This is a genomic window from Allobosea sp. RCC_152_1, assembly GCF_041360765.1.
Lineage (GTDB): Bacteria > Pseudomonadota > Alphaproteobacteria > Rhizobiales > Beijerinckiaceae > Allobosea > Allobosea spartocytisi.
Genome location: NZ_JBFUPU010000001.1, coordinates 186,783 through 211,429, shown reverse-complemented (window position 1 = coordinate 211,429; position 24,647 = coordinate 186,783). Strand labels below are relative to the sequence as shown.

Below are 24,647 nucleotides of genomic sequence, written 5' to 3'. Positions count from 1 at the left end.
CCCCGCAACCGCCGAGCGCTCATCCGGACGCATGGCGATCGATGTCCTCGATTTCACATGAACCGCGCCGTCATCCCGGGCTTGACCCGGAATCCATCATAGAGCGTCGACGCCTTATGATGGATTCCGGATCGGTGCCGCTAGCGCGGCTTGGCCGGGATGACGGCGCGGTTCATGTGAAATCAGCAGCCCCTAAAGCGACGGCACGCCAGCAGGGTTTGGCTCGGCTGTCGAGACGGCGGGGTCGGATGGCGGCGGCGTTTCCACAGGCTTGCTCTCGCCTGCCGACGGCTTGGGCGCGATGGCGGGCAGCGCGATGACGGTGCGCAAGCCCGGCGCATTGTCCTCCAGCCTGAGCTGGCCGCCATGGAGGCGCACGACGCCGGCCACCATCGACAGCCCCAGCCCGAAGCCGGGCTGGCTGCGGCTGGCGTCGAGCCTGACGAAACGGTCGAGCACGCGGCCACGATCTTCCTCCGGAATGCCCGGTCCGTGATCGGACACCGAAAGCTCGATATCCGCGTCCATGCGGCGGGCGGCGACTGTGACAACCGCTTCCCCACCCGATTCCGGCCTGCCATATTTCAGGGCATTGTCGACGAGATTGGCGAGGGCCTGGCCGATCAGCTCGCGATTGCCGAAGACATGGAGGCCGGGCGCGACATCGCCGACAAGCGTCAGCCCCGCCTCCTCCGCCAGCGGCTCGTAGAGCTCGGCGACCCCCGAGACGATCTCGGAAAGGTCGAGATCGTCCATGTTGTCGCTGATCCGGCCGGCTTCCAGCCGCGCAATCATCAGGAGCGCGTTGAAGACGCGGATGAGATTGTCGGCCTCCTCGATCGCCCCGTCGAGCGCGGCGCGCAACGCATCGGTCGACTTGGCGCTGCGCAGCGCCTCCTCGGCCTTGTTGCGAAGCCGGGTCAGCGGCGTCTTGAGGTCGTGAGCGATGTTGTCGGTGACCTGCTGCATGCCGGCCATCAGCTCGCCGATGCGGTCGAGCATGGCGTTGAGGTTGAGCGCCAGCCGATCCAGCTCGTCGCCGGTGCCGGCGATGGCGAGCCGGCCCTTGAGGTCGCCCTCCATGATGCCATGCGCCGTCTCGCTCATGTCGTCGATGCGCCGGAGCACGCGGCGCGCCACGAACCAGCTCGCGAAGCAGCCGAGGATGAAGATCAACGCCAGCGACCAGCCGATCGCCCGGCGGATCACCGTGCCAAGCCGCTCGCGCTCCTCGACATCGCGGCCGACGAGCAGGCGGAAGCCTCCCGGCAGCACGAAGACGCGGACGATGGCATGGCTCGGCGTGTCGATCGCATCGCTCGTGCGGGCGTAGTCGATCTCGCTCTCGCCGGTCTTGTCGAGCGTGCCGGGCGGAATCGCCTCGACATTGCCGGCAACGCGCTCGCCGACGGGCGTCGTGACCAGATAGAGCGAGGCGCCCGGAGCGCGCGAACGCCGCTCGACGATGTTCACGAGCCGGCGGATGCCGCCCTGGCGCGCCTGCTCGGCCAGGCCCTGGATTTCGGCGTCGATGGTCGAGCGGATCTGGTCGTTCAGCAGGCGCTGCGCGTTCCAGGCGACATAGCCGAGCACGAAGGCGGCGAAGAGCGCGAAGATGAGGAGGTAGACCGCCGTCAGCTTGAACGCCGTCGTGCGGAACAACGTCGGCAGGAAGTGCGGGCGCTTGCGCGGGGTGGGCTCAATGCGCGCTGTCACGAACCATGTATCCCGCGCCACGGACGGTATGGATCATCGCATGCTCGAAGCCCTTGTCGACCTTGGAGCGCAAGCGGCTCACATGCACGTCGATGACATTGGTCTGGGGATCGAAATGATAGTCCCAGACATTCTCCAGCAGCATGGTGCGGGTGACGACCTGTCCGGCATGCTTCATCAGATATTCGAGCAGGCGGAACTCGCGCGGCTGCAGCACGATCTCGTGCCCCTCGCGCGTGACGCGGTGGGCGAGCCGGTCGAGCACGAGCTCGCCGGCGCGATAGGTCGTGGGCTCGGAGGCAGGGGCGCCGCGGCGGCGCGCCAGCACCTCGACGCGAGCGAGCAATTCGGAGAAGGCGTAGGGCTTCGGCAGATAGTCGTCGCCGCCGGCGCGCAGGCCCTTCACCCGGTCATCGACCTGCGCCAGCGCCGAGAGGATGAGCGCCGGGGTCTCGTCCTTCTGCTCGCGCAGCGAGCGGATGAGGGAGAGGCCGTCGAGCCGGGGCAGCATGCGGTCGATGACCAGCACGTCATAACCGCCGCCCTCGGCCATGGCGTAGCCCTCGAGGCCATCGGCGGCATGGTCCGCGATATGGCCGACCTCGCGGAACGCCTTGGTCAGATAGGCCGCAGCCTCGGCATCGTCTTCTACGATCAGGAGTCGCATGGGGGACATTGTAGCCCAATCTCCGAGCAGGCTGCACGTCATTGCGAAGGCAACGAGGCAATCCGGGGAACGCGGCGCCATGCCGTTGCGGGGGCCTCGGCGGCCGCACCGCCCCGCCAGGACGGAGACGCACCCGACCCAGACCCGAACACGACGGGTCCGACAACGAGAAACGGCAGGCCGGAGGATACGCATCCGGCCTGCCGCTGCGACAGCTGGTCCCTCGGCTGGGGCGACAGGAAACCGAAGGGACCCGCCTGCCTCGTTCAGGCCGCGGGCTGGCGGCCGACCTCGAAGGTCACGTCACGTGACTTGCCTTCGCGGAACAGGGTGATCGTGGCCTTGGTGCCCGGCGCGAAATTCGCGATCTTGCGCGACAGGTCGCGGGCGTCCTTGACCGCCTCGCCGTTGAGGGCCGTGATCGTGTCACCGCGGCGGATGCCCGCCTTGGCGGCCGGGCCATTGCCCTGCGCCTCGGCGACGAGCGCGCCCTGGGCGTCCTTCAAGCCGATCGCATCGGCCATCTCGCTGGTGACAGGCTGGATCTGCACGCCGATGAAGCCGCGCGCCACCTTGCCGTCCTTCTTGAGCTGGTCGACGACCTGCTTGACGGTCGAGGCGGGAATCGCGAAGGCGATGCCGACATTGCCGCCCGAGGGCGAGTAGATCGCGGTGTTGACGCCGACGACCTCACCGTTGCCGTTGAAGGTCGGGCCGCCCGAATTGCCGCGGTTGATCGGCGCATCGATCTGCAGGAAGTCGTCATAGGGACCCGAGCCGATATCGCGACCCTGGGCCGAGACGATACCGGCCGTGACCGTGCCGCCGAGACCGAACGGATTGCCGATCGCCAGCACCCAGTCGCCGATACGCGGCTTGCTGTCGGAGAGCTTCACATAGGGGAAGTCACCGCTGTCCTTGACCTTGAGCAGGGCGAGATCGGAGCGCGGATCGGTGCCGACGACCTTGGCTTCCAGCGTCTTGCCGGCATCGGTGACGAGCTGAACGTCGACCGCATGCTCGACGACGTGGTTGTTGGTCACGACATAGCCGTCCTGGCTGACGAAGAAGCCGGAACCCTGCGCCATGCCGATCTGCGGCTTGGGCTTGCTCTGGCGACCGCCCTCCTGATCGCCGAATTCGCGGAAGAAGCGGCGCAGCTGCGGCGGCAGATCATCGAGGCTCTGCTGATCGGAGGCAGCGGCGACCTCGGTCTTGACGCGCACCGAGACGACGGCCGGCTTCACCTTGTCGACGAGGTCGGCGAAGGAAGGAAGCTGGGTCTGGGTGCCGGAGAGCTCGATTGGCTGCGCGAAAGCGAGGTCGTTCTGCAGGAAGGCGCGGTCGGCGATGCCGGCAGCGAGGCCGATGCCGAGAATGGCAGTCCCGGCCAGAAGGGCGCCGCGGCGCAGGAAGGTCTTCTTCGGGGTGATTTGTGTCGTCATGGCTTGAACCTCGTGGAGCGACAGGGTTTTCCCTGCTCGTGGCGAGGACCATGAGGCCCGGCGCCTTACGTGGCTTTGGCCTGAAGATGACGATTTCGTAAGGTTGGCGGCCGGCTTCGGCTCAATCCCGCTCGCCCTGCAGGAGCCGGTCGAGGCGCTGCCGTTCCTCTTCCGTCAGGCGGGGAGCGGCCTCGGAGGGCGGGGCCACGCGACGGAGCCGCCAGACGAAGGCCGCCCCGCCCAGGAGGATCAGGAAGGGCGCCGTCCAGAGCAGGAGCGTGTGCAGGTTGAATGGCGGGCGCAGCAGGACGAACTCGCCATAGCGCGCCACGACGAAGTCGATCACGGCCTTGTCGCTGTCGCCGGCGGTGAGCCGCTCGCGGACGAGGAGCCGCAGATCGCGCGCCAGCGGGGCATTGGAATCGTCGATCGACTGGTTCTGGCAGACCAGGCAACGCAAACCGCCCGAAATCTCTCGCGCGCGCTGCTCGAGGGCGGGATTCTTCAGGACTTCGTCGGGCTGGACGGCGTGGGCTGCCGGCTGGACGAGGCAGAGAAAAGCCAGGGCAAGCAGCAGGCTGCGCATCGGCTTCACTCCGCCGGCTGCGCGGCCGCGACAGGGGCAGCGCGACGCGGGGCCGCCAGGCGGAAGCGGCGGTCGGTGAGGGACAGGCCTCCACCCAGCGCCATGACGATGGCGCCGATCCAGATCAGCAGGATCAGGGGCTTGTCGTAGAGCCTGACGGCGAGGCCGTCATCCTGTGCCTCGCCGAGGCTGACATAGGCCTGGCTCAGCCAGTCCGTGCGGATGCCGGCCTCCGTCGTCGGCATCGCGCGGGCCGTGTAGACCCGCTTCGAGGCCTCCAGCGGCGCCAGTTCGCGATCTCCCGAGAAAAGCTGGAAACGCGCCACCTCGGCCCGGAAATTCGGCCCGGTCCGGGGCACCACGGATTCGAGCATGACCGTGTAGCGCCCTGCGGTCAGGCGCTCGCCGGGTTTCAGCACCGCGATGGCCTCGCTGCTCCAGGCCGCGGCCGCGATGCCGATGATGCTGAGCCCGACGCCGGCATGCGCCAGCGCCGTGCCCCAGGCCGAGCGCGGCAGGCCCTTCGCCCGCGACAGCATCGCCGGCCAGCCGCTCGCCCGGGCGACGACGCGCTCGCCGAGGTCGAAGCCGGCGCCGAGCACCAGAAAAACACCGAGACCGACGCCCAGCGGCGCCAGCACGGGGCCACCGCGCGTGAAGGCGATCAGCGACAGCGCCGCGACGACCGCGAGGCCGCAAGCGACCGCGTTGCGCTGCGCCGCGCCGAGCAGGTCGCCGCGCTTCCAGGCGAGCGACTGACCGATCGGCAGAAGCAGAAGCAGCGGCACCATGACCGGCACGAAGGTGGCGTTGAAGAACGGCGCCCCGACCGAGATCTTGTCGCCGGTCGCCATCTCCAGCGCCAGCGGATAGAGCGTCCCGACGAAGACGGTGGCGCAGGCCGTCGCGAGGAAGATGTTGTTCACGACGAGCGCGCTCTCGCGTGACACAGGCGCAAACAGGCCGCCTTGCCGCAGGAGCGGCGCACGCCAGGCGAAGAGCGCGAGCGAACCGCCGACAAAAAAGACCAGGATCAGCAGGATGAACAGGCCGCGCGCCGGGTCCGTGGCGAAGGAGTGGACCGAGGTCAGCACGCCCGAGCGGACGATGAAGGTGCCGAGCAGGGAAAGCGAGAAGGTCAGGATCGCGAGCAGGATCGTCCAGACCTTCAGCGCATCGCGCTTCTCCATCACCACGGTCGAGTGGATCAGGGCGGTGCCGGCGAGCCAGGGCATGAAGGAGGCGTTCTCGACCGGGTCCCAGAACCACCAGCCGCCCCAGCCGAGCTCGTAATAGGCCCAATAGGAACCCATCGCGATGCCGAGTGTCAGGAAGACCCAGGCCAGCAATGTCCAGGGCCTGACGGCGCGCGCCCACATCGCGTCGATCCGCCCGTCGATCAAGGCAGCGACGGCGAAGGCATAGGTCATCGAGAAGCCGACATAGCCGACATAGAGCAGCGGCGGATGGATCGCGAGGCCGAGGTCCTGCAGGATGGGGTTGAGGTCCTGCCCTTCCGCCGGCGCCGGCACGAGCCGCCGGAACGGGTTCGAGGTGAACAGCATGAAGGCAAGGAAGGCCGCTGCGACCAGCCCCTGCGCCGCCAGGGCTCCGGCGCGCAGGCGCGGCGGCAATGACCGGTGCGAGACGGCCACCAGCGCACCGAACAACGTCAGGATCAGCACCCAGAGGAGCAGCGAGCCCTCGTGATTGCCCCAGACGGAGGTGAGTTTGTAGATCAGCGGCTGGGCGGAGTGGGAATTCTCGAAGACGTTGGCGACCGAGAAATCGGAGCGGACATAGGAGGCGACCAGCGTCGCGAAGGACAAGGCAACCAGTCCGAAGCTGACGAGAGCGGCGCTCGCGCCGACCGCGGCCAGCGCGCGGTCCTGCCGCGACAGCCCCCAGAACGGCACCAGGGCCTGGATGACCGAGACCCCGAATGCGAGAGCCAGCGCGTAATGTCCGATCTCGACGATCATGCCGGTCTCACGGCTTCACCGGCGCGGCCGCGCCGGCCTCGCCCTGCCAATGCCCCTGCTTCTTGAGGGTGTCGGCGACTTCGCGCGGCATATAGGTCTCGTCATGCTTGGCGAGCACCGAATCCGCCTTGAAGCGACCGGCGCCCTCGAAGACGCCTTCCGTCACGACGCCCTGCCCTTCCCGGAACAGGTCCGGCAGAAGCCCATCATAGCTGACCTTCACGGTGCTCTTGCCGTCGGTCACCGCGAAGGCGACACGCTGGCCCGGCCCGCGCTGGACGGAACCGTTCTCGACCAGCCCGCCGAGCCGCATGCGCGTGCCGGGCATGACGCCCTTTTCGGCGATCTCGGTCGGCCCGTAGAAGAAGACGATGGTGTCGCGCATGGCGAAGAGCACCAGCCCGGCGGCGAGCGCGAGCACGGCCCCGGCCGCCGCGATGATCGTCAGGCGGCGCTGCTTGCGGGTCATGCGCCGCTTCGGCGGGCGCAGCGGCGTGGTCTGGGCGGCCGTCATGGCTTGACCTCCTTCAGGTCCAGCTCATCGGCCAGAGCGTCGAGCGCCGCAAGGGCGGCGGCGTCCTGTCCCAACCTTTCGCGCGCAGTCCGGGCGGCTTGCGACGCCTCGGCCTTCTCGCCAAGCGCCGCTCGCGCCCGGATCAGGCGCGACCAATCGGCCAGCGTCCCGCCACCGGCGCTCAGCCGTTGCGCGAGGCCGTCCACCATGCCCTTGATCGCCTGCGCGCGCTCGGCATCGGGCAAAGCCGCGATCGCGTCGCCCTTCGCCTGTGCCTCCAGCCGGGCCAGCCGGTCGCGCACCGGCGCCGTCCAATTGGCATCGGGCGGCGCGCCGGCCAGAAGCTCGTTGAGAGAGGCGATCGCGCCCGGCGCATCACCGTCCTGTTCCTTGGCCAGAGCGAGATAATACAGCGCCCGTACATTCTTCGGATCGCGTTTCACGGCCTCGGCAAAGGCTTCGCGGGCAGAGGCCGTGACGACCCCTTCTGCAGCGAGCGTGCGGGCTTCACCGAGACCGGAGAATAGATCGGGATCCGGCTTGCCGTTGCGCATGGCCGCAGCAAAAGCATTGGCGGCGTCGTCATAACGCCCCTGCCTGAGATAGATCGGCGCGATCAGCGACCAGCCCTTCGTGTCGGTCGGATTGGCGGCGAGATGCGCTTCCATGCGTGCGAAGACGACGGCGAAGTCCTGCTGCGGGCCAGCCTGCTCGAGGCGCGCCGCGAGCGGCTGGTCGGGATTATCGGGCGAGCCGTAGATGCCGTAGATCAGCAGCGCGAGCAGGGGCACGACCGAGAGCATCAACGCGGAACTCGCGCGGCGGCGGCGCAGCGATGGCTCCGTCTCGCCGGCCGGGGCGACTTCGTCTCCGGCCACGCGCAGCAGGCGCCGCGCCGCCTCGGCCCGCGCCGCTTCCGCCTCGCCCGCAGCGATGAGGCCGCGGGCCATGTCGCGGTCGATCTCGCCAAGCTGCGACCGATAGAGGCTTCTGGCGTCGGCCGTGTCGGCGAAGCCCGGAACCTGCCCGCGACTCAGCGGCCAGAGCAGGGCGAAAATCGCCGCTCCCGTCATCACCGCAAAGACCGCCCAGATCATCATCGGGTGTTCTTAACCAATTGGCCCGTCCGGTTCATGGTGACAAAGGGTCACGCGACCCCCTCGCGCTACACGGCGGGGAGAGCCAGGCGTGCCCGCAAGCCGCCGAGCGGTGAGCGATACAACGTCAGATCGCCGCCATAAAGCTTGGCGAGATCGACCACGATCGACAGGCCGAGACCAGAGCCGGGCGTCGTTTCGTCGAGCCTGCGGCCGCGCTTGATCACCTCGGCCATCGCCTCCTCCGGCAGTCCGGAGCCGTCGTCGTCGATGAGCAGCGCCATGGACTTGCCGGGACTGCCCGTGCCGGCCTCCAGCGAGACCTCGACCTTGGCATCGGCCCATTTGAAGGCGTTGTCGAGCAGGTTGCCGAGCATCTCCTCGAAATCCTGCTTCTCGCCGCGAAAGCGCAACCGGGCGGGCACGGAGTGGCTGCCCTGGATGGCGCGCTCCTGGGAGATCTTCATGAAGGTCCGCAGCAGCGCTTCGAGCGAAGGCGCCACCTCGGTCACGCCGCCGAGCGCCCCCGAAAGCGCCGCCGCCCGCGCGCGATCGAGATAGTACTGGACCTGGTCGCGCATCACGGCGGCTTGCGTCCTCACGGTCTGCGCCAGATGCGCCTCGCCCACCCCAGCCTCGGCATCGTTCATCATCACGCTGAGCGGGGTCTTGAGGGCATGGGCGAGATTGCCGACCTGCGTGCGGGCCCGCTCCAGAATCTCCTGGTTGGTGTCGATGAGCTGGTTGAGCTCGCCGGCGAGCGGCGCAAGGTCCGGGGGATAGTCACCGACGATGCGCGGGTTCTCGCCCGTCCTGACGGCACCGACGGCAGCGCGCAGCCGAACGAGCGGGCGCAGGCCGAAGCGGACCTGCACCAGCGTCGAAGCGACCAGGATCAGGCCCAGCAGCACGAAGGTCATCGTCAACGCCAGGCGGAAATCCTGGATGTCGCCCTCGATCTCGTCCGCCGGAGCGGCGACGGCGACGGTGAAGCGGCCGTCCTCGCCGACATCGATCTCGCGTTCGAGAACCCGCAGCATGCGGTCGTCGGGGCCGGAGACATAGCTTTCGCGCAGGCCACGGCTATTGGGTGCAAGTCCTTGATCGAGCAGCTTGGGCAGTTGCCCTCCGACCAGCGAGCGGGAGGAGCGGACGTTCGGCCGGTCGCCGTCGAGCCGCGTGATCTGCCAGTACCAGCCGGTCAACGGGAGATCGAAGCGCGGCTCGCCGAGGTCGCCGATCGTCTGGCGCTCGGTCTCCGGTGGCGCGGCGAGATCGGCAACGAGCTGCTTGATGTAGACCGAAAGCCGCTCGTCGAAGCCGCGCTCGGCCGAACGGCGATAAAAGGCGGTGAGGCTGAGGCCGGCGACGACCAGGATCAGGATGCAGCAGAATGCCGCCGAGAGAAACAGCCGCGCTCCCAGCGAATAGCGATGGGATTTGAACGGCATGTGCCGGGATCAGACCTTTTCCGGAGCGGCGGCGATATAGCCGAGCCCGCGGACGGTCTCGATGATCTCGACGCCGAGCTTCTTGCGCAATCGGCCGACGAAAACCTCGATGGTGTTGGAGTCGCGGTCGAAATCCTGATCGTAGAGATGCTCGACCAGCTCGGTGCGCGAAACCACCCTGCCCTGATGGTGCATCAGATAGGAGAGCAGCCGGTATTCGTGGGAGGTCAGCTTCACCGGGTTGCCGTCGACGACGACGCGGCTCGCCCGCGTATCGAGCCTAACCGGCCCGCAGACGAGCTCGGAGGTGGCATGGCCGGCGGCCCTGCGCAGCAAAGCGCGCACCCGCGCCAGCAGCTCCTCGACATGGAAGGGTTTGACGACATAGTCGTCGGCGCCGGCGTCGAATCCGCCGACCTTGTCGCTCCAGCGGTCGCGTGCCGTCAGGATCAGCACCGGCATGGTCTTGCCCGCCCGGCGCCAGCCCTGCAGCACCGCGACGCCATCGACCTTGGGCAGGCCAAGGTCGAGGATGACGGCGTCATAAGGCTCGGTCTCGCCGAGATAGAGCCCCTCCTCGCCGTCGAAAGCCTTGTCGACGGCATAGCCCGCATTCTCAAGCGCCGTCACGATCTGGCGGTTGAGGTCCTTGTCGTCCTCGACGACGAGCAGTCTCACGGTCTGTTCGCTCCCGTTTGCGGGTTTATCCGGCCGGTGTCAGCGGATGGTGGCCACCTTGCCGGATTGTCCCTCCAGCGTCACGCGGGCGACCTTGCCATCACGCTTCAACGTCGTCACGACATACACGAATTCCTCGCCTTGCCGACAGAGACGAATGCGAACCACCTCGCCCGGCGCCGCATGGCGCGCGTGGCGGGAGGCCTCGGCGGGCTGGATCACCCTGCCATCGGCGACGGCGTCGCGCATCTCGTCGGAGGAAAGACAGGAAATCGGCGCTTGGTCGTCGATGCGAACGATAGGGGCCGGCGAGGAAGCCAGAAGCGCAAAGGCAAGGAGGGGTTCGACCGGCATCATCGTCATGACTTAGCCTCGCGCGCCTGAATGCGCCATGAATGCCCGGTCCATTCCACAACCCAGGCGAGGTCAGACCACCGCGACATGTCCACGCCATTCCTGCCCGGGGCCGACCGCCCCGCCAAGCTGGCGCACCGAAAGCGAGATCTCGCTCCGCGGTCCGCCGAAATCGAGATTCTCCTGCTCCGTGGGATAATGCCAGCCCGCTTCGTTCACGGTTGCGCTACGAACCGCGATGTCCCCATCGAGAATAGCGACGAGGTAGCGCTCGTTTTCCTCACCGAGCGGCACCTCCGCCAGATCCCAGGAATCACCCTCGACGCGTGTGCGCCGCAGCCAACTCAACGCGATGCCACCTTCGGTGCGCCTCGCCCGCACGCGCACCGGCGATAGCGGCAGCAACGCCGGCCCTTCGACGTCGGCGGAAAACTCCACCATCGTCGGATCGCCGACATCCTGCCGCGCCGGGCCGACCCTGTAGCGCAGCGTCCGATGGAGATCGGCGAGATCGCTGGTCAGCGCGACGGCCGAGCCGTCGAGCACCACGACCCGCGCGCCCGCCGCCAGGTGACGTTGCGCGGCCGCTTCCGAACCGCCGAGCCCGCGCAGGAAGCCCGACAGGCGGAAGCGCTGCTGCCCGATCAGCTCGACCTGCGAGACGGTGACGAGCTCGATGCCACCCGCCTCGTCGATCAGGGCGAGCGCGTTGGCCCCGGCGAGAGCGCTCTCGGCCGGGACGGAAGACAGCACGCCACCCCGAAGCTTCACCTCCAGCACCGCGTGCCGATCGCTGCGCCAGAGCGGTCCGGCCGGAAGGTCGGTCAGCGTCTCACCCACGATCGAGGGGGCCTCGACGAAGCCGGCGAGATCGAAGAGGCCGGTATCCCCGGCCCGCCAGATCGCCAGCGCTCCGGGCCAGGGCGCCGCGAAAGCGGCCAGGGAGAGCAGCGCCGGCGGCTGTCCTGTCACGATCGGCAGTGCAAGCGGCACGGCGAGAGGCCGTCCCGGCAGAGGCGGCGGCAGCCGCGGCGGCCGGTCGCCTCCCTTGATACCGGCGGTCCGATAAATCGCCGGCTCGACCAACCGCGCCGCGATGCGTCGGGTGGGCCCGTCGGCAATGCGGGTAATCCGGAAAAGACGGTCGCTCCCCTCCACCGGCAAGGCGACGACATCACCCGGCTCGAGGTCGAGACAGCGGGGCGAGACCTCGCATTCGAGCGTCTCGCGCGCTGCCCAGGCCTCCTGCAGGCGTTGGTCGGCGAGGCGCTGGCCTTCCGCCATGCGCGTGACGATCGCCGTCTCGACCGCGACCTCGCGCCGGGCGGCGCCGGCGAGGCGGCGCGAGCGCGCGGCGGCGCTGCGATAGCCGTTCTCGCCATCGCTGAAGCCAAGCCGCAATTCGAGCGGCAACTCCGTCTCCTGCATGCGTCTGAGGGCGAAAGGCTCACCGTCACGGTCGAGAATCAGATCGTCCGAGCCGAGCCGGCGCGACACGGCGCCACCCCTGCCCTCGAAGCGCAAAGTGCCTGAGCTCATCACCGCATCGAAGCCGAAGGTCTGGGCGAGCGGCTCCAGCGCTTGCCGGGCCGAGAGCGGCCGGTCGAGCAGATAGCCGTCGAGAAAGCCGTCCACGACGATCCGGTCGGTGGGCGGCAAGCCGAAATCGGCCAGCAGCTTCGCCACGAGCCGATCGACCGGCGTGCCTTCGAGGCGGCCGTTGAGCCAGTGGCCGGTCTCGAAATTGCTGCCATCGGCCCAGATGCCGCCGAGATCGGGAAAAGCAGGAAACGGCCGCGCATCCCAGTTCCAGACGAAGATATGCGCCGGGTCGACCATGCGGATGCCGCTGACCGGGTGGACCGGATTGCGCGCGGCCTCGAAGCCGGTACGGGCCGGATCGAAGCCGGAAATGATCGCCTCCAGGGCGCGGGCCTGCACGAGATCGTCGCGCGCTCCGCTCGAGAACGGCGGCACGCCACCCTCGTCCGACTTCACATCCGGGAAGACATTCGGTGCGTTCGCGCCCTTGTCCACCGCGGGCACGCCGATCTCGGTCAGCCCGATCGGCTTGGCGCCGGGCACGAAAGCGCTTGCGCCGGTCTCCACGCCGCCGGCGCGACGGATATGGGGATGGCTCCACCAGCTGACGAGGTCCTTCGGGCGGAACAGCCAGGGCTTGCCATAGGCGCCGTCGGTGATCGGCAAACGCTCCTGCGCGGCCCGTCCGGCCTCGTCGGCGTAATACCAGTCATAGGCTTCGCCTGACATCAGACGCCCGCGCAGATAGGCGAGATCGGCCGGGCCGCGTGCGATGGCGGCATCGGCATGCGCGGCGGAATCGCGCCAATCGGAGAGCGGCGGATAATAGTCGATGCCGATAGCGCCGATGGCGGGCGAGGCCCAGAGCGGATCGAGCGGGAAGTCGATATCCTGCCCGCCATTGCGGACATCGGCGCCGTATTCGGTCCAGTCGGCGGCATAGGTCAGCGTCGTCGCCGGCAGGATCGTCCGCACATCCTCGGCAATCGCGACGAGATGCCCGGTCATCGGATAGCCGCTCGCATCGCGCAGGCGCGTCAACCCGATCAATTCCGAACCGATGACGAAGCCTTCGACGCCACCTGCCGCCTGCGCCAGCATGGCGCAGTGCATGACCAAGCGGCGATAGGACCATTCGTCCGGCTTGGCGCAGGAAACGGCGCTGCCGGCCGCGCTCATGTCGGCGGGGGCGACGGTGCCGATGAAGGCCGCGACCTGCGCCGCCGTGACGAAGGTTCCATCCGGAGTGCCGGGTCGGCCCGGGGCGGGATCGCAGGTGAGGCGACCGCGCCAGGGATAGCGCGGCTGGCTGGCCGCTCCCGAATGCGGATCCAGCAGGCCGTTGCCGGCAGGGATATCCATCATCAGGAAGGGATAGAGCACCACCTCCAGCCCGTGGTCGAAGCGCAGGCGGCGGATCAACGCGATCACGCTCTCGTCCGAGGGGGTTCCTCCGAAGGCCGGGCGGCCTTCGATCTGGCTGACCGGACGGGCCGAAGCGCGGCTCAGCCCCGCAACGGACCACTCCGCGCCGACAGTCGGCTTATGCGCGACCTCGACACGAGGCGCGACGCTGCAAGAGCCGGCGCGCAGATCGTCGCCGAACCAGGAGACGACGAGCGAAACACGCCTGAGATTGGGGCAAAGCGCGACGAGATGGCCGATCGCGGTATCGACATCCGCGCCGCCATAGAGCTGGTGGCGTGTCAGGCTTTCGGTGACGCCGGCCTCGGGCTCGTGGCTGACCGGCCGGATGTCGTAGACGAATTCGCCGGCGCCGGGAGTCAGCGCGACGGCGCGGATCATGGCGCCCAGGCCATCCACCGCGCGCACGACCTCGAAATCGAATTGCGGGATGCGGTTGCCGTAATCCGCCAGCGGAAAGCGCTCGAAGACGACATAGGCGAGCCCGCGATAGGCCGGCGCCTCGCCGACCTCCTTGGCGACTATAAACGGGTCGGGCTCCTGCGCTTCATCGCCGTGATGGACCCGCATCACCACCGTATTCACGTCGAGCTCGCGGCCATCGGCCCAGATGCGGCGGATGAAGGCGATCGGTCCCTCGCAGAGGCCGATCGCGAGGTTCGCATAGTAGCTGTAGGTTGTCTCGTAGGTCTTCTGCGCGCGTCCGCCCTTGCCGCCGCTCTTGGTCCGGGCGATCGAAAGCTTGATCTCCTCCTCGAAGCGCGTCGCCCAGATGAGCTGCCCTCCCAGCCGCGCCCGGCCATAGAGACGCGGAATCGCGGCGCCTTCCGTTGCCGCGAGGCCGTTGACCTCCTTCAGCCGCGGCCCTTCGACGATCTTGTTCCCGCCCGAGCCGCCGAGCCAGGCCTGGTCGACGGTCGCGCCTGCGAGACCGCCGAGCGCCTGGCCGATGGCGCCGCCCACCGGCCCACCCAGCGCGGTGCCAAGCGCCGCGCCCGCCACCTGCAAAAGAAGCGTCGCCATCAGTCGCTGACTCCGGGAAAGGAAAAGGCATGGCTGAGATGGCGCCGCCACCAGCCAGTGAAGGCCACCTCGGCGACAGCCGCGCCGTCATGGGCGTGGATGATGCGATCGGGAGCGCTCAGGATGGCGCAATGCTTGGCCGGCAGATGCTCGCGCCAGCGGAAGAGCAGCACGTCACCCGGCCGCACCGCCTCCGGCACGACCGGCGCGAGGTGGCGCAACGCCGCCAGCGCCAGCGTCTCCCGGCCCAGGCTCTCGGCCCAGCTCGGCGAATAGGGCGGCGGCGCTTCCGGCTCGGGTCCGCACAGCTCGCGCCAGACGCCGCGCACCAGCCCCAGGCAGTCGCAGCCGACGCCGCGCAGCGAAGCTTGGTGATGATAGGGCGTTCCCAGCCACTCCCGTGCGGCGGCGACGATCTCGTCCCGTTTCATCGAAACAGGCTCCCGCCATCGAGGGCGCCGTCGCCCGGCCGGACACCGCCGATGATGAAGTCGGAGGTCGGCATATGCGGGAAGCCGCGGAAATTGACGCCGTTGCCGAACTTCGCCCGGCAGGTCGCAAAGCTCTTGTCGCAACCCGGCGTCACGCTGAACGCGTCTCCGGGAGCAATCGCCGCGGGGGCCGCTTGCCAGAGCTGGAACACCGCCAGGCTTCCTTCCCGGCCATGGCGCTTCACCTCGGTGGCGAAGCCGGCATTGGCTCCGGCGGTGAAGACGAGCTTGCCGCCGGTGAAATGGCCGTCGGCATAAGCCCCCATCCCCACCGCGGAGAGCGCGAGGCGGCCGTCGCTCTCCGCCACGACCGCCTCGACCACCGCTATTGCGAGGCCACAGCGGGCATCGCCGAGATCGGCCGAGCAGGAGCGCATATAGAGCCGGCCGCGCTCCTCGTCGAAGGCCTTGGCAAAGCTGCGGACCTCGGCCGTGAAACCGCTCTCGCCCCGCCTGACCTCGCCGACGAAGCCTTCTTCGAGCAGCACGCGCTGGCCGGTTTCCGACCAGTCCACCAGCCAGATCCGCAGACGCGCATCGTCGTAGAGGCCGCGCGCCAGATCGGCTTCGTTCAGCCCGGTCGCGGCGAGCGCACCGGCGACATCGCCACCGCCGATGGCGAAGCCGAGCTCGGCCGTGGCCTCGGCCGCCTCGAGCCCGGTCACGGCGGCGAAGGCGATGCCCTCGAAGGCGAGCGGCCGGTCATGGTCGGTGAAGCCGAGAACGAAGCCGTCGCGCCGTGTCAGGCTCCAGCAGCGGCACAGCGTCGTCGCGCCGCCTTCGAGATGGGCGGCAAGGTCGGGCGGGATGTCGCGCATGGCAGCCTCAGGGCAGGATTTCGACGACCGGAATGCGCGGGATCTCGCCAGCCTCGAAAGCCGAGAGATCGACCTCGATCGCATCGGTGTCGAAGCGGACGGGAATGTCGAAGGCGAAGCCGGCCGTGACGACGGCATTGGCGGGCGGGATATGACCGGCGGCGAAGGTGACGAGCCCGGTCGCTGTGTCGCAGGAAAAGGCCTCCTCCGACATCTGCGCGACACCGTCGACGGCGACGAGCACGCTGCCCGCCTGCGGCTTGGCGATGGTCCGGCTATAGGCGGACGCTCCCGTGCCGTAGCTCTTGCGGAGCTGGAACGCCGCCGTCAGCCCGTCGCCGATCCCGATGATCTGATCGATCGCGGCCGGCGCCTGCGAAGGCGCGCAGCTCTTCCAGTCGAGCTGGTCACGCCAGCGGAAGCCGAAGAGCCTGCCGCGACGCTCCTCGAAGAAGCTGACGACCTGCGCCAGCGCGTCGAAGGAACGCACGCCGAGGCCCGCATCGTAACGGCGGCGCGAATGGGCCCAGCGGCTGTTACGGACCTCGCGGCCGGAGGCGAGCGTCACGATCTGGGTCTGGCGCTCCGGCCCACCCCGCGCCCCACGCGCAACGTCGAGCGGAAAGCGGACGTCATGGAAATCGGTCATGACCTGCCTCGTCAGAGTGCGCGGCCGCCGCGCGCCACGGCCCGCGCAATCGCGGCCGAAACCTGCGCCTCCGAACGGCGGAAGCTCTCGGCATCGAGTGTCGAGACCTGCACCGTGACGTTGAGCGGGCGTGCCCCGCCGCCGGCTCTGACGCCGAGGCGCCCATCCGGCCCGCGCGAGAGCGGCATGATCGCCTCGGCGCCGCGCTCGCCCATCAGGCCGAGGCCGCGCCCGGTCGGGAAATAGGAAGGCGAGGCGACGATGCCGCCCTCCGCGAAAGGGGCGACCGGTACCGAAGCCCCACCGCCGAGCGAACCGAAACCGCCGGTGAACAGGCCGGTCAGACTTTTGATACCCGTTCCGAGCAGATTGGAGATGCCGGTCTGCAGCGGCTTCAGCGCATTCTTGAGCAGGCCGTCGGTCAGCGAGCGCCCGACACCGCGCAACACGTCCTCGAAGCGCTTGCCTTCGACGACACCGCGCGAAAAGGCATTTACGATCGATTTACCAAAGCTTTGCGAAGAGCGGTTGAGGGATTGAGTCAGGGAATCCATCGTCCGCAGATCGGAAAGACGGACGGAGTCGAAATCGGTCTCATCGGCCATGACGATCCTCTTCAGAAATTGATTCAAGACGTTGCGTCAGATGTCGGGAAAAGCGGCCATCAATGCCTCGAAAGCCGTGCGTTCGGTCGCGGCGCCCGACGCTCCCCAACCCCAAGCCTTCATCGCTGCAGCCAGCTCGCGCGGGGTCGCCGCCCAGAAGCGATCCGGCGGCCAGGCGAGCCGGCCGAGTCCGAAGGCCATCACCTCCTCCCAGGGAAAGGCCGCCGGTGCGCTCAGGCTTCCGGCGGCTGCGGAGGGCGGACGGGCTCGCCCTCGCCGAAGGTCGCCTCCAGCAGGGCGATGGCGGCCTTGATCGCCCCAGCGAGCCCACCGTCGAAGGACAGCCCCGCGACCTCCTCGTCGCGGATCACCTTGCCCGCGCCGCGCAGGCCGGCGGCGATGATGCGGATGATGTCGCGCGCCGAGAGATGGCCTGAGACGAAGCGCTGTCCGAGCGCTGGCAGGCTGTCGACCGCGAAGGCGTGCTCGAGCTCGGCCAGCGCGCCCAGGGTGAGGCGCATCGGCAGGGCCTCGCCCGAAATCATGAGCGCGGTTTCGCCGCGATGACGATTGACCATGCCGGTCTCCTCAGAGCGCTGTGAAGGCGAGTGCGCCGGCCGATTCCAGCGAAAGGTCGAAGGTGACCTCCGCCGCATGGTCGCCGCGATATTCGAGGCTGGTGAGCTGGAACGGCCCGGCGACCGTGCCGAAATCCGGCACGACCACCTGCCAGTCGCGGATCGCGCCATCGAAGAAGGTCTGGCGGACGAGCGCGTCCGAGGCCGCATCCTTGAAGATGCCGGAGCCGCTGATGCTCGCGCGGCGGACCCCGGCGCCTTCCAGCAACTCACGCCAGCGCCCGGCCGATTCCGCATGGGTCACGTCCACCGTCTCGGCATTGAACGCGATCTGGCGGGCACGCAGCCCTGCGACGGTGGTGAAACCGCCCTCCCCATCCGCCGCCTTGAGCAGCAGATCCTTGCCCTTCTGTGCCGGCATGCGGCGCCTCCTTCGATTGTCGCGATGTTTCGGGTGTTCAGAGCGGCTCGGTCGCCGCGCGGAAGCGGATCGTCACGTTGGGAAGCCCGCCGCGCGGTTCGCGCGCCAGCCGGCTCGAGAGCCAGCGCAGATTGACGAGGCTGTGCCCGTCGAGGGTGAGATCGGCATCGTCCAGCGCCGTCACGATCAGCCTCGCGGCCTCCAATGCCTGGCGGGCGGAGCTGCTCTGGGCGGCCCATATGATCAGCGTCAGCTCCTGCTCGCAGCCACGCTCGCCTCCGGCCGACCAATCGTGCGCCTCGACATCGCCATGGACGACGTAAAGGCCTCGCGCGGCGCGGGGCGCCTCGTCGAAGATGCGATCGGGGCCGATCAGGGCGTTCAGGGGCGCGTCCGCGGCAAGCCGCGCCTGGATCGCGGCGCGCAGAGCCAGGATGGCGTCGCTCACGGCTTGACCTCCTCGACCAGGCAAACCAGCCGGCGGCGCGAACCGTCGGGATCGGCCACCGCGCGGATGTCGAAGATGCGCTCGCCGTCGCGCAGGCGCCGCCCGGCATCGATGTCGCTGCGCCAGCGCAGGGTGACGCGGTATCGCGCGAGCTGCTCGGGCCGCCCTTCGCGCCATTGCTCGACGCCCGAGAGCCATTCGAGCTGCGCCCAGAGCGCGCCGGCCGCGGCGAAGCTCTGCGTCGCGCCGCCGAGGCCGTCCGGCGTCGCGACCGGCGCTTCCAGCACGAGCCGGCGCCGCATCCGGCCAATGGCAGGGATCAGAATCTCCGCCATGGTCAGAGCCTCGCGCGGCGATAGGGCGCGACCAGCGCCATGATCTCGGGCGGCAGCCCCTGTGCATCGCGGCTCGCGACATCGCCGCGCTGCTCGAACCAACGCGCAGCGAGGCGGAGCACCGCCTGGCGCAACGGGGCCGGGACCGCGTCCGCCGATGTCCCGTAGCCGGCGGTGATATCGATCTCGATCGCGCCATGCGCCCGTCCGATTTCCGGCACCTCGCCGACGATGCGGATCAAGGGCGGATCCGCCAGCGTATCGAGCGCCAGAGCCGTCCCGGCCACCGCCTGGGCGACGCCCAGCAGATCGTAGACACGCGCGGCCTCGATCGCGCCCACGGGCGACAGCGGCAGGCGGATTTCGCCGCCGACAGGCCAGCGATCCAGCACGATCCGCCAGCGCTGGTCGATCAGGCAGCGGCCCGATACCGCCTCGACCATCAGCCGCGCGGCCGTGATCAGCGTCGCCAGCAGATCGTCCTCCTCGGTCTGGTCGAGACGCAGGAACAGCCGGGCCTCGGCGAGCGAAACCGGCTCCGCAACGGGCGGCTCCAGGGCAAGCGGCGTCATGATCGCTCCGTTCAAGGGTTCAATTGCGGGAAGCGACGCGCTATCAGCGCAGCTCTGGAAGGAGCGCCCGATGCGGATCGCGAACTGGTTTCTCGGCCTCGGCCTAGCCTGCGGAGTCGGGCTCGCTCCGGCGCAGGCCGTCGTCGGTGGGCGCGAGGGCGGCCCGGCCGAAACCGCGACCTTGATGGTGCTGAATGCGCGCGGCGGCGTCTGCACAGGCATCGTGCTATCGGCCCGCGCGATCCTCACCGCCGCCCATTGCGCGGCCGGCGGCACGGAATTGCGCATTCACTGGCGCGCGGGCAGCGAGCCGGTTCTGATCGCGCCGGCCGCGGTGGGCCTGCATCCCGAATTCAACGCGAAGGCGGTCAGCAACCGCCGCCGCTCGATCGACCTCGCCCTCATCCGAATGGCCGAGCCGCTGCCGGCGCGCTTCGTCGCTGCGACGCTCGACGACGGCGCCCAGCCGCGCGCCGGCGCCCCGGTCACCTTGACCGGCTATGGCGTCTCGCAAGAGGGCGAAGCGCGTACGACCGGCACCTATCGCTCCGCCGCCCTCTCCGTCATCGAGCCCTACGGGCCCGGGCATGTCCTGCTCTGGGCCGCGGATCCCGCCGGAGCAGGAAAGCGGCCGGGTGCCGGCGCCTGCCAGGGCGATTCGGGCGGCCCGATCTTCAGCGGGGCCGGCGTCGTCGCCGTGAGCAGCTGGTCGACCGGGCCGGCCAAGCGCAATTGCGGCCTGCTCAGCCAGGGCATTCTCATCGGTCCGCAACGTGGCTGGATCGACGCGACGCTGGCGCAATGGGGTGAAACTGCGCGCTGGACCAACGGTCGCTGACGGAAACGCTGGACTGGGGCGCGACAGCCTCTAAATTGTTCCACCGACCTCGTTGATGTGTTCCATGCTCGCGCGCGCCCTCGCCATCCTGTCCTTGTCCTGCGCCCTCTCGACCCTGGCGCAACCTGCTTCCGCCGTCGTCGGAGGCGTCAATTCGCGCGATGCGAACGGCACGCGCGCCTCGACCGTCAGGGTCGAGACCAGCCGGGGCGAGCTCTGCTCCGGGGCTGTCATCGCACCTGAAATCATCCTCACGGCCGCGCATTGCCTGATGGATGGCGGCTCGATCAGCGTCGTCAGCCTCGATCCGCGCTTCCGGGCGCGGCACCAGCCCGTCATCGCCGTGCTGCCGCATCCGAGCTTCGTGCCCGGCACGACGCCGCGCACGCAGCCGGGCACCGACCTCGCCCTGCTGCGTCTGGCGCAGCCCCTGCCGCTCGACATTCAGCCGCTCGCTGTCGGCAGCTATCTCTCGCAGGGCGAGACCGTCACCATGGCGGGCTACGGCCTTTCCGCCGAGGACAACAAGCGCACGGCGCGACGCCTGCGGGAGACGCAGCTCGTCAACGCCGGCAACTACACCACACAGAACACCGTCAAGGTCGCCGTCGATGTCGAGGCGCGGGGCGAAACGCCCGGCGCCGGCGCCTGCCGCGGCGATTCGGGTGGGCCGGTCCTGCGCGGCTCCTCCCGCTCGCGCGATCTCGTCGGCATCGTCAGTTGGTCGAGCGGACCGCTGAAGACGCGCGCACGCCGTATCTGCGGCGGCTTCACCGCGATCACCCCGGTGAGCGACCATCGGGACTGGATCGCCACGGGCAGCGCGCGGTTGCTGGCGCTGGGAGCGGACGGCCGCTCGGAGGAGGCCGTCCAGCCGCAGGTCAGTTCCGGCTGGAGCTGGTGGCTTTCGCGCTGACGGGGAATAAGGACGCCCCGCACCCTGGCGGGGATGCGGGGCGCGCCTCGATCGTCAGACGGCGAATTTGAGGCCCTTGATCGCCGCGAAGTCCTGCACGCCGCCGCCCACGCGCTTGGTGGTATAGAACAGCACGTAAGGCTTGGCGGAGTAGGGGTCGCGCAAGATGCGCACGCCGGCCCGGTCGACGACGAGATAGCCGCGCCGGAAATCGCCGAAGGCGACCGAGACGGCGTTGTTGGCGATGTTCGGCATGTCCTCCGCTTCGACCAGCGGGAAGCCGAGCAGGGTCGCCGGCGCCCCGGCGGAAGCCGGCGGCTGCCAGAGATAATTGCCGTTGGCATCCTTGAACTTGCGGACCGTTCCTTGCGTCTTGCGGTTCATCACGAAGGAGGCGTTCTGGCGATAGCCGGCCTTCAGCGCGTAGACGAGGTCGACTAGAACGTCGGAGGGGTTGGAGGCGGCGAAGGCGCCGGCGACGCCGGTGTTGAGCACGCCGATATTGCCCCAGCTCCAGCTCGCTTCCGCCACCGTCGGATAGGCCAGGAAGCCCTTGGGCTTGTCGGTGCCGTCGCCGTTGACGAAGGCTGCGCCCTCCTGTTCGGCGAAGGCGCTCTCGACCTCCTCGGCGATCCACTGGTCGATGTTCACGATGGCGTCGTCGAGCAGCGTCTGCGTTGCGGCCGGCATGGCGTAAAGCTCCATCGCCGGGAAGGAGAGCTCGGCCAGCGTGGGCGAGCCCGTCTGGGGACGCGCCGCCGCCTCCGCGACCCAGCCGGAAGCCGGGCCGGTCGTGGAGAAGGCCTTCTTGTAGGTGCCCGACGAGATGGTGCGGACGGTCGCGAGCGAACGGATCGGCGAGACATGGGCCAGGCGGCGCAGGATCTCGCCCTCGACGGTCGACGGCGCCAGATAGCCGCCATCCGGGCCGGAGCCGGCGGAGAGCGCCTTGGCTTCCAGGCGTTTCAGCCCCCCGGCCTCGCCGGTGCGGACATAGGCCGCAAAGGCGGCCTTGTGTTCGGCGACGAGCGGGTCGCGGCCATGAGCGCCCTGGCCGTCATGGCCCAGTGCCGGACGGCCGCGCTCCAACGTCAGCCGGTCGATGCGGCGCATGGTGTCGTCGAGCGCGGCGTCGATGCGGACGAGCTTCTCCTCGGTCAGCGGATCGGCGCCGTTGCGGGCCTCGATCTCCGCAAGGCGCTCGTCATTCGCAGCGCGATAGCTTTCCAGCGTGTAGCGCAGATCCTCGAAGGCAAGCGCGAGGTCGGCGCCGGCGGCCTTGGTCTCGGGGGCGGTGTCGAAACGGGTCATGGCTTCTCCTTGCAGGGTCTTTCTTGGGGTGATGGTCAGGCGAAAGCAGGCTTGCGGAAGGCCGTCTTGACGGCGCTGATCCGGGCCTGCGGCAACATCGGGAAGGTGACGATCGAGACCTCCCAGAGATCGACGCGCTCCAGGCGGCGCAGACCCGATCTGGGTTCGTTGCGCGCCTTTTCGGGGCGAAAGCCGATCGAGAGCCCGTCGATGGCGCCCTCCCGCATCAAAGCGTAGATCTCGCGGGCGCGGGCGACGGCCAGCGAGAGCTTGCCGCGCACGAAGAGGCCGCGACTGTCCTCGGCGAGGCTGAGCCAGCGGCCGAGGGGCTCGGCCGGGTCGTGCTGCCAGAGCAGCTTGACGCCGGAAGGGCCGCGCCGGGCGATGCTGTCGCGGAAGGCGCCGGGCTCGACCACGTCCTTGCCGAGATCGGGGATGCGGAAGAGGCTGGCATAGCCCTCGAAACTGCCGTCGACGGCAATGCGCGAAGGTTGCAGGGGCAGGAGTTTGGATTCGAGCGGAAGACGATGGAGATCGCTCATCGACCGCCCTCCCCGCCGCTTCCGCGCGATCCCTTGCCAGCCTGGAGCTGCCCACCCTCCAGCTTGGCCAAGTTGCGGACAAAGCGGCTGAAGGTCTCCGTGGTCACGCCGCCCGGCCTCGCCTTGGCCGGCTGCGCCTGGCCGGTGCCTCGCCGGATCGATGGCGGTTTCGCATCGCTGCTGCCTTTCATGACTGATCCCCCTCGTGGCGTGCGTTGAAGCGGTTGAGCTCGCGGACGAAATCGTCGAAGCGCCGGTTCGCCGCCGTCAGCTCGCGCAGGACGAGCCAGGCGAGGCCGGATGCGCTCGCGGCCCAGAGCAGCAGGCCGAGATGGCCGACATCGGCCCGGCCGATGAAGGCCGTGACGATCTGGTCGAGCATGGTCATGATGGCTCCTTCCCGGAAGCACGCCGGCCGTAGCCGACCGCCTCGCGTTTCTCGTCGTCGTCGAGGAAATCCGCCGCACCGAGGCGCCGCCAGAGCGATTCCCGCTCGTCGGCCAGCGCCTCGACCGCGTCGAGATCGGGCTCCAGCGAGAGCTCGTCACCGAAGGCGGGCCCGAGCCACTGCGCCAGCGATTGCGCCGATCGTCTCACCAGCGGAATCACGGTCTGGCGCCAGAGCGCGCGGTTGGCCTCGGCGAAATTGGCGTGGGTGTTGTCGCCGGCCAAACCGAGCAGCAGCGGCGGCACGCCGAAGGCAAGCGCGATCTCGCGCGCCGCCACGCCCTTGGCCGCGACGAAGTCGAGTTCCGCCGGCGTCAGCGAGAGCGGCTTCCAGTCGAGCCCGCCCTCGAGCAGCAGTGGCCGGCCGGCGTTGCGCGCGCCCTGGAACGAATCCTCCAGCTCCTGCTTCAGCCGGTCGAATTGCGCCTCGGTCAGCGTCGCGCCGCCCGGTCCGTCATAGACCAGCGCGCCGGACGGGCGCGCGGCATTGTCGAGCAGAGCCTTGTGCCAGTTGCTGGCGGCATTGTGGATGTCGAGCGCTGATGCCGCCGGTTCGACCGGCGAGAGGCCGTAATGATCGTCGATCGGGTGGAACAGCGTCAGGTGCAGGATCGGCGGCACCTCGGCCTCGTCCTGCCGGAAGCGCACGGTGTCGACGCTGACGGTATAGTCGTAAGCCTCCGGCCAACCATCGCGGCCCGGCACGACACGCATCCGGTCAGGCCGCAGCGCATAGAGCTCGCGCGGCTCGCGGCCAGCGTTCACCGCCTCGACATAGGCATTGCCGGCGACGAGCAGATGGCCGAACAGCATCTCGCGGAAGGCGATGCCGCCCTGGCGCGGGTTGGGTCGCTCGATCAGCGCCAATGCCGGGTGTTCGGGCACCTCGCGGTCGCCGACCTTGGCGACGAGCGGCGTCTGCGCCGCCGCCTCCGCGATCAGGCGCACGCAACGATGCACCACCGGATTGCGCTCATAGCCCTCGCGGGACAGGGCGACATAATCGCGCGGCGTCCAGACCGCTCGCCCAGCCTCGTGCAGGGCAATGAGCGGCCCGACGCGCGAGCGCTTCTGGTCCGGCGCGGCTCGGCCGCGCAGGCTGCGAAGGAAATCGAACATGGAGATCTCGCTGTTGGAGCGTGAAACGACGTGCCGCCATGGTCGGGCTCGACCCGACCATCCCGGAAACCGGGTCT

At 69.0% G+C, this 24,647-nt stretch carries 27 protein-coding genes; 2 read left to right on the top strand and 25 right to left on the bottom strand.

The window, feature by feature from the left end:
- Positions 1-192: 192 nt before the first annotated feature.
- From AB6806_RS00980 to AB6806_RS00880, 21 genes are all read right to left on the bottom strand, one after another.
- A complete protein-coding gene (locus tag AB6806_RS00980; RefSeq protein ID WP_370953924.1) occupies positions 193-1,716 on the bottom strand; it encodes a sensor histidine kinase in 1,524 nt (507 codons plus the stop codon).
- Positions 1,700-2,383: a response regulator transcription factor gene (locus AB6806_RS00975; RefSeq protein WP_038361458.1), complete on the bottom strand. Its 684-nt coding sequence runs from the start codon at positions 2,381-2,383 to the stop codon at positions 1,700-1,702. Before AB6806_RS00975 ends, AB6806_RS00980 begins: the two co-directional genes overlap by 17 nt.
- A gap of 266 nt (positions 2,384-2,649) precedes the next feature.
- Complete coding sequence (locus AB6806_RS00970) at positions 2,650-3,828, bottom strand: trypsin-like peptidase domain-containing protein (protein ID WP_112763437.1); 1,179 nt, start codon at positions 3,826-3,828, stop codon at positions 2,650-2,652.
- A 121-nt stretch (positions 3,829-3,949) separates the two neighbouring features.
- Positions 3,950-4,414, bottom strand: a complete 465-nt coding sequence (locus tag AB6806_RS00965) for a cytochrome c-type biogenesis protein (protein WP_142020297.1) — start codon at positions 4,412-4,414, stop codon at positions 3,950-3,952.
- A 5-nt stretch (positions 4,415-4,419) separates the two neighbouring features.
- Positions 4,420-6,396, bottom strand: a complete 1,977-nt coding sequence (locus tag AB6806_RS00960; RefSeq protein WP_370953922.1) for a heme lyase CcmF/NrfE family subunit — start codon at positions 6,394-6,396, stop codon at positions 4,420-4,422.
- Positions 6,397-6,403: 7 nt separating this feature from the next.
- The gene (gene ccmE, locus AB6806_RS00955) at positions 6,404-6,865 is read right to left on the bottom strand and encodes a cytochrome c maturation protein CcmE (RefSeq protein ID WP_133562605.1); all 462 of its coding nucleotides are present in this window, start codon (positions 6,863-6,865) and stop codon (positions 6,404-6,406) included.
- Positions 6,866-6,906: 41 nt separating this feature from the next.
- Positions 6,907-8,010, bottom strand: a complete 1,104-nt coding sequence (ccmI, locus tag AB6806_RS00950; RefSeq protein WP_142020296.1) for a c-type cytochrome biogenesis protein CcmI — start codon at positions 8,008-8,010, stop codon at positions 6,907-6,909.
- Positions 8,011-8,075: 65 nt separating this feature from the next.
- Positions 8,076-9,458, bottom strand: a complete 1,383-nt coding sequence (locus AB6806_RS00945; RefSeq protein ID WP_038361447.1) for an ATP-binding protein — start codon at positions 9,456-9,458, stop codon at positions 8,076-8,078.
- A 9-nt stretch (positions 9,459-9,467) separates the two neighbouring features.
- Positions 9,468-10,136, bottom strand: coding sequence for a response regulator transcription factor (locus AB6806_RS00940; RefSeq protein ID WP_038361444.1), 669 nt, complete (start codon positions 10,134-10,136; stop codon positions 9,468-9,470).
- Between the two features lie 39 nt (positions 10,137-10,175).
- Positions 10,176-10,499 (bottom strand): PepSY domain-containing protein, encoded by a 324-nt coding sequence (locus tag AB6806_RS00935; RefSeq protein WP_051987736.1) that lies wholly within the window; start codon positions 10,497-10,499, stop codon positions 10,176-10,178.
- Between the two features lie 63 nt (positions 10,500-10,562).
- Positions 10,563-14,480 carry a baseplate multidomain protein megatron gene (locus tag AB6806_RS00930; protein WP_370953920.1) on the bottom strand — a complete coding sequence of 1,306 codons (3,918 nt, stop codon included), beginning with the start codon at positions 14,478-14,480 and terminating at the stop codon, positions 10,563-10,565.
- Positions 14,480-14,911, bottom strand: coding sequence for an NlpC/P60 family protein (locus AB6806_RS00925; RefSeq protein WP_112763432.1), 432 nt, complete (start codon positions 14,909-14,911; stop codon positions 14,480-14,482). The genes AB6806_RS00930 and AB6806_RS00925 overlap by 1 nt, the downstream gene beginning before the upstream one ends.
- Positions 14,908-15,789: a DUF2163 domain-containing protein gene (locus tag AB6806_RS00920; RefSeq protein WP_142020294.1), complete on the bottom strand. Its 882-nt coding sequence runs from the start codon at positions 15,787-15,789 to the stop codon at positions 14,908-14,910. The genes AB6806_RS00925 and AB6806_RS00920 overlap by 4 nt, the downstream gene beginning before the upstream one ends.
- 7 nt (positions 15,790-15,796) lie before the next feature.
- On the bottom strand, positions 15,797-16,438 hold the full coding sequence (locus AB6806_RS00915; protein ID WP_142020293.1) for a phage distal tail protein, Rcc01695 family: 642 nt from the start codon (positions 16,436-16,438) through the stop codon (positions 15,797-15,799).
- 11 nt (positions 16,439-16,449) lie between these two features.
- Positions 16,450-17,043, bottom strand: coding sequence for a phage tail tape measure protein (locus AB6806_RS00910; protein WP_142020292.1), 594 nt, complete (start codon positions 17,041-17,043; stop codon positions 16,450-16,452).
- A gap of 36 nt (positions 17,044-17,079) precedes the next feature.
- Positions 17,080-17,280: a phage tail assembly chaperone gene (locus AB6806_RS00905; RefSeq protein ID WP_370954298.1), complete on the bottom strand. Its 201-nt coding sequence runs from the start codon at positions 17,278-17,280 to the stop codon at positions 17,080-17,082.
- Positions 17,277-17,621, bottom strand: a complete 345-nt coding sequence (locus tag AB6806_RS00900) for a gene transfer agent family protein (protein WP_133561958.1) — start codon at positions 17,619-17,621, stop codon at positions 17,277-17,279. The genes AB6806_RS00905 and AB6806_RS00900 overlap by 4 nt, the downstream gene beginning before the upstream one ends.
- 10 nt (positions 17,622-17,631) lie before the next feature.
- Positions 17,632-18,042 carry a phage major tail protein, TP901-1 family gene (locus AB6806_RS00895; protein WP_191123245.1) on the bottom strand — a complete coding sequence of 137 codons (411 nt, stop codon included), beginning with the start codon at positions 18,040-18,042 and terminating at the stop codon, positions 17,632-17,634.
- 37 nt (positions 18,043-18,079) lie between these two features.
- A complete protein-coding gene (locus tag AB6806_RS00890; RefSeq protein WP_370953919.1) occupies positions 18,080-18,490 on the bottom strand; it encodes a DUF3168 domain-containing protein in 411 nt (136 codons plus the stop codon).
- A complete protein-coding gene (locus tag AB6806_RS00885) occupies positions 18,487-18,825 on the bottom strand; it encodes a phage head closure protein (RefSeq protein WP_142020289.1) in 339 nt (112 codons plus the stop codon). The genes AB6806_RS00890 and AB6806_RS00885 overlap by 4 nt, the downstream gene beginning before the upstream one ends.
- 2 nt (positions 18,826-18,827) lie before the next feature.
- A complete protein-coding gene (locus AB6806_RS00880) occupies positions 18,828-19,397 on the bottom strand; it encodes a head-tail connector protein (RefSeq protein WP_142020288.1) in 570 nt (189 codons plus the stop codon).
- Between the two features lie 70 nt (positions 19,398-19,467).
- Here AB6806_RS00880 and AB6806_RS00875 point away from each other — a divergent pair, with 70 nt between their 5' ends.
- Positions 19,468-20,235, top strand: coding sequence for a S1 family peptidase (locus tag AB6806_RS00875; protein WP_370953918.1), 768 nt, complete (start codon positions 19,468-19,470; stop codon positions 20,233-20,235).
- Between the two features lie 64 nt (positions 20,236-20,299).
- Positions 20,300-21,151 (top strand): S1 family peptidase, encoded by an 852-nt coding sequence (locus tag AB6806_RS00870; RefSeq protein WP_370953917.1) that lies wholly within the window; start codon positions 20,300-20,302, stop codon positions 21,149-21,151.
- Positions 21,152-21,205: 54 nt separating this feature from the next.
- Here the strand turns inward: AB6806_RS00870 and AB6806_RS00865 are convergent, their stop codons facing one another.
- From AB6806_RS00865 to AB6806_RS00850, 4 genes are all read right to left on the bottom strand, one after another.
- Positions 21,206-22,462 carry a phage major capsid protein gene (locus AB6806_RS00865; RefSeq protein WP_370953916.1) on the bottom strand — a complete coding sequence of 419 codons (1,257 nt, stop codon included), beginning with the start codon at positions 22,460-22,462 and terminating at the stop codon, positions 21,206-21,208.
- A gap of 35 nt (positions 22,463-22,497) precedes the next feature.
- Positions 22,498-23,004 carry an HK97 family phage prohead protease gene (locus tag AB6806_RS00860; RefSeq protein ID WP_113252130.1) on the bottom strand — a complete coding sequence of 169 codons (507 nt, stop codon included), beginning with the start codon at positions 23,002-23,004 and terminating at the stop codon, positions 22,498-22,500.
- 187 nt (positions 23,005-23,191) lie between these two features.
- Positions 23,192-23,392: a hypothetical protein gene (locus tag AB6806_RS00855; protein WP_185747786.1), complete on the bottom strand. Its 201-nt coding sequence runs from the start codon at positions 23,390-23,392 to the stop codon at positions 23,192-23,194.
- Positions 23,389-24,570 (bottom strand): phage portal protein, encoded by a 1,182-nt coding sequence (locus AB6806_RS00850; protein WP_370953915.1) that lies wholly within the window; start codon positions 24,568-24,570, stop codon positions 23,389-23,391. The genes AB6806_RS00855 and AB6806_RS00850 overlap by 4 nt, the downstream gene beginning before the upstream one ends.
- Between the last annotated feature and the right edge of the window lie 77 nt (positions 24,571-24,647).

Excerpts from the sequence above, each read along its gene's own strand:
- AB6806_RS00975 (WP_038361458.1), bottom strand. The coding sequence starts at position 2,383 with ATGCGACTCCTGATCGTAGAAGACGATGCCGAGGCTGCGGCCTATCTG.
- AB6806_RS00970 (WP_112763437.1), bottom strand. The coding sequence starts at position 3,828 with ATGACGACACAAATCACCCCGAAGAAGACCTTCCTGCGCCGCGGCGCC.
- AB6806_RS00965 (WP_142020297.1), bottom strand. The coding sequence starts at position 4,414 with ATGCGCAGCCTGCTGCTTGCCCTGGCTTTTCTCTGCCTCGTCCAGCCG.
- AB6806_RS00960 (WP_370953922.1), bottom strand. The coding sequence starts at position 6,396 with ATGATCGTCGAGATCGGACATTACGCGCTGGCTCTCGCATTCGGGGTC.
- ccmE (WP_133562605.1), bottom strand. The coding sequence starts at position 6,865 with ATGACCCGCAAGCAGCGCCGCCTGACGATCATCGCGGCGGCCGGGGCC.
- ccmI (WP_142020296.1), bottom strand. The coding sequence starts at position 8,010 with ATGATGATCTGGGCGGTCTTTGCGGTGATGACGGGAGCGGCGATTTTC.
- AB6806_RS00945 (WP_038361447.1), bottom strand. The coding sequence starts at position 9,458 with ATGCCGTTCAAATCCCATCGCTATTCGCTGGGAGCGCGGCTGTTTCTC.
- AB6806_RS00935 (WP_051987736.1), bottom strand. The coding sequence starts at position 10,499 with ATGACGATGATGCCGGTCGAACCCCTCCTTGCCTTTGCGCTTCTGGCT.
- AB6806_RS00930 (WP_370953920.1), bottom strand. The coding sequence starts at position 14,480 with ATGGCGACGCTTCTTTTGCAGGTGGCGGGCGCGGCGCTTGGCACCGCG.
- AB6806_RS00925 (WP_112763432.1), bottom strand. The coding sequence starts at position 14,911 with ATGAAACGGGACGAGATCGTCGCCGCCGCACGGGAGTGGCTGGGAACG.
- AB6806_RS00920 (WP_142020294.1), bottom strand. The coding sequence starts at position 15,789 with ATGCGCGACATCCCGCCCGACCTTGCCGCCCATCTCGAAGGCGGCGCG.
- AB6806_RS00915 (WP_142020293.1), bottom strand. The coding sequence starts at position 16,438 with ATGACCGATTTCCATGACGTCCGCTTTCCGCTCGACGTTGCGCGTGGG.
- AB6806_RS00910 (WP_142020292.1), bottom strand. The coding sequence starts at position 17,043 with ATGGCCGATGAGACCGATTTCGACTCCGTCCGTCTTTCCGATCTGCGG.
- AB6806_RS00900 (WP_133561958.1), bottom strand. The coding sequence starts at position 17,621 with ATGGTCAATCGTCATCGCGGCGAAACCGCGCTCATGATTTCGGGCGAG.
- AB6806_RS00895 (WP_191123245.1), bottom strand. The coding sequence starts at position 18,042 with ATGCCGGCACAGAAGGGCAAGGATCTGCTGCTCAAGGCGGCGGATGGG.
- AB6806_RS00885 (WP_142020289.1), bottom strand. The coding sequence starts at position 18,825 with ATGGCGGAGATTCTGATCCCTGCCATTGGCCGGATGCGGCGCCGGCTC.
- AB6806_RS00880 (WP_142020288.1), bottom strand. The coding sequence starts at position 19,397 with ATGACGCCGCTTGCCCTGGAGCCGCCCGTTGCGGAGCCGGTTTCGCTC.
- AB6806_RS00875 (WP_370953918.1), top strand. The coding sequence starts at position 19,468 with ATGCGGATCGCGAACTGGTTTCTCGGCCTCGGCCTAGCCTGCGGAGTC.
- AB6806_RS00870 (WP_370953917.1), top strand. The coding sequence starts at position 20,300 with ATGCTCGCGCGCGCCCTCGCCATCCTGTCCTTGTCCTGCGCCCTCTCG.
- AB6806_RS00865 (WP_370953916.1), bottom strand. The coding sequence starts at position 22,462 with ATGACCCGTTTCGACACCGCCCCCGAGACCAAGGCCGCCGGCGCCGAC.
- AB6806_RS00860 (WP_113252130.1), bottom strand. The coding sequence starts at position 23,004 with ATGAGCGATCTCCATCGTCTTCCGCTCGAATCCAAACTCCTGCCCCTG.
- AB6806_RS00855 (WP_185747786.1), bottom strand. The coding sequence starts at position 23,392 with ATGACCATGCTCGACCAGATCGTCACGGCCTTCATCGGCCGGGCCGAT.
- AB6806_RS00850 (WP_370953915.1), bottom strand. The coding sequence starts at position 24,570 with ATGTTCGATTTCCTTCGCAGCCTGCGCGGCCGAGCCGCGCCGGACCAG.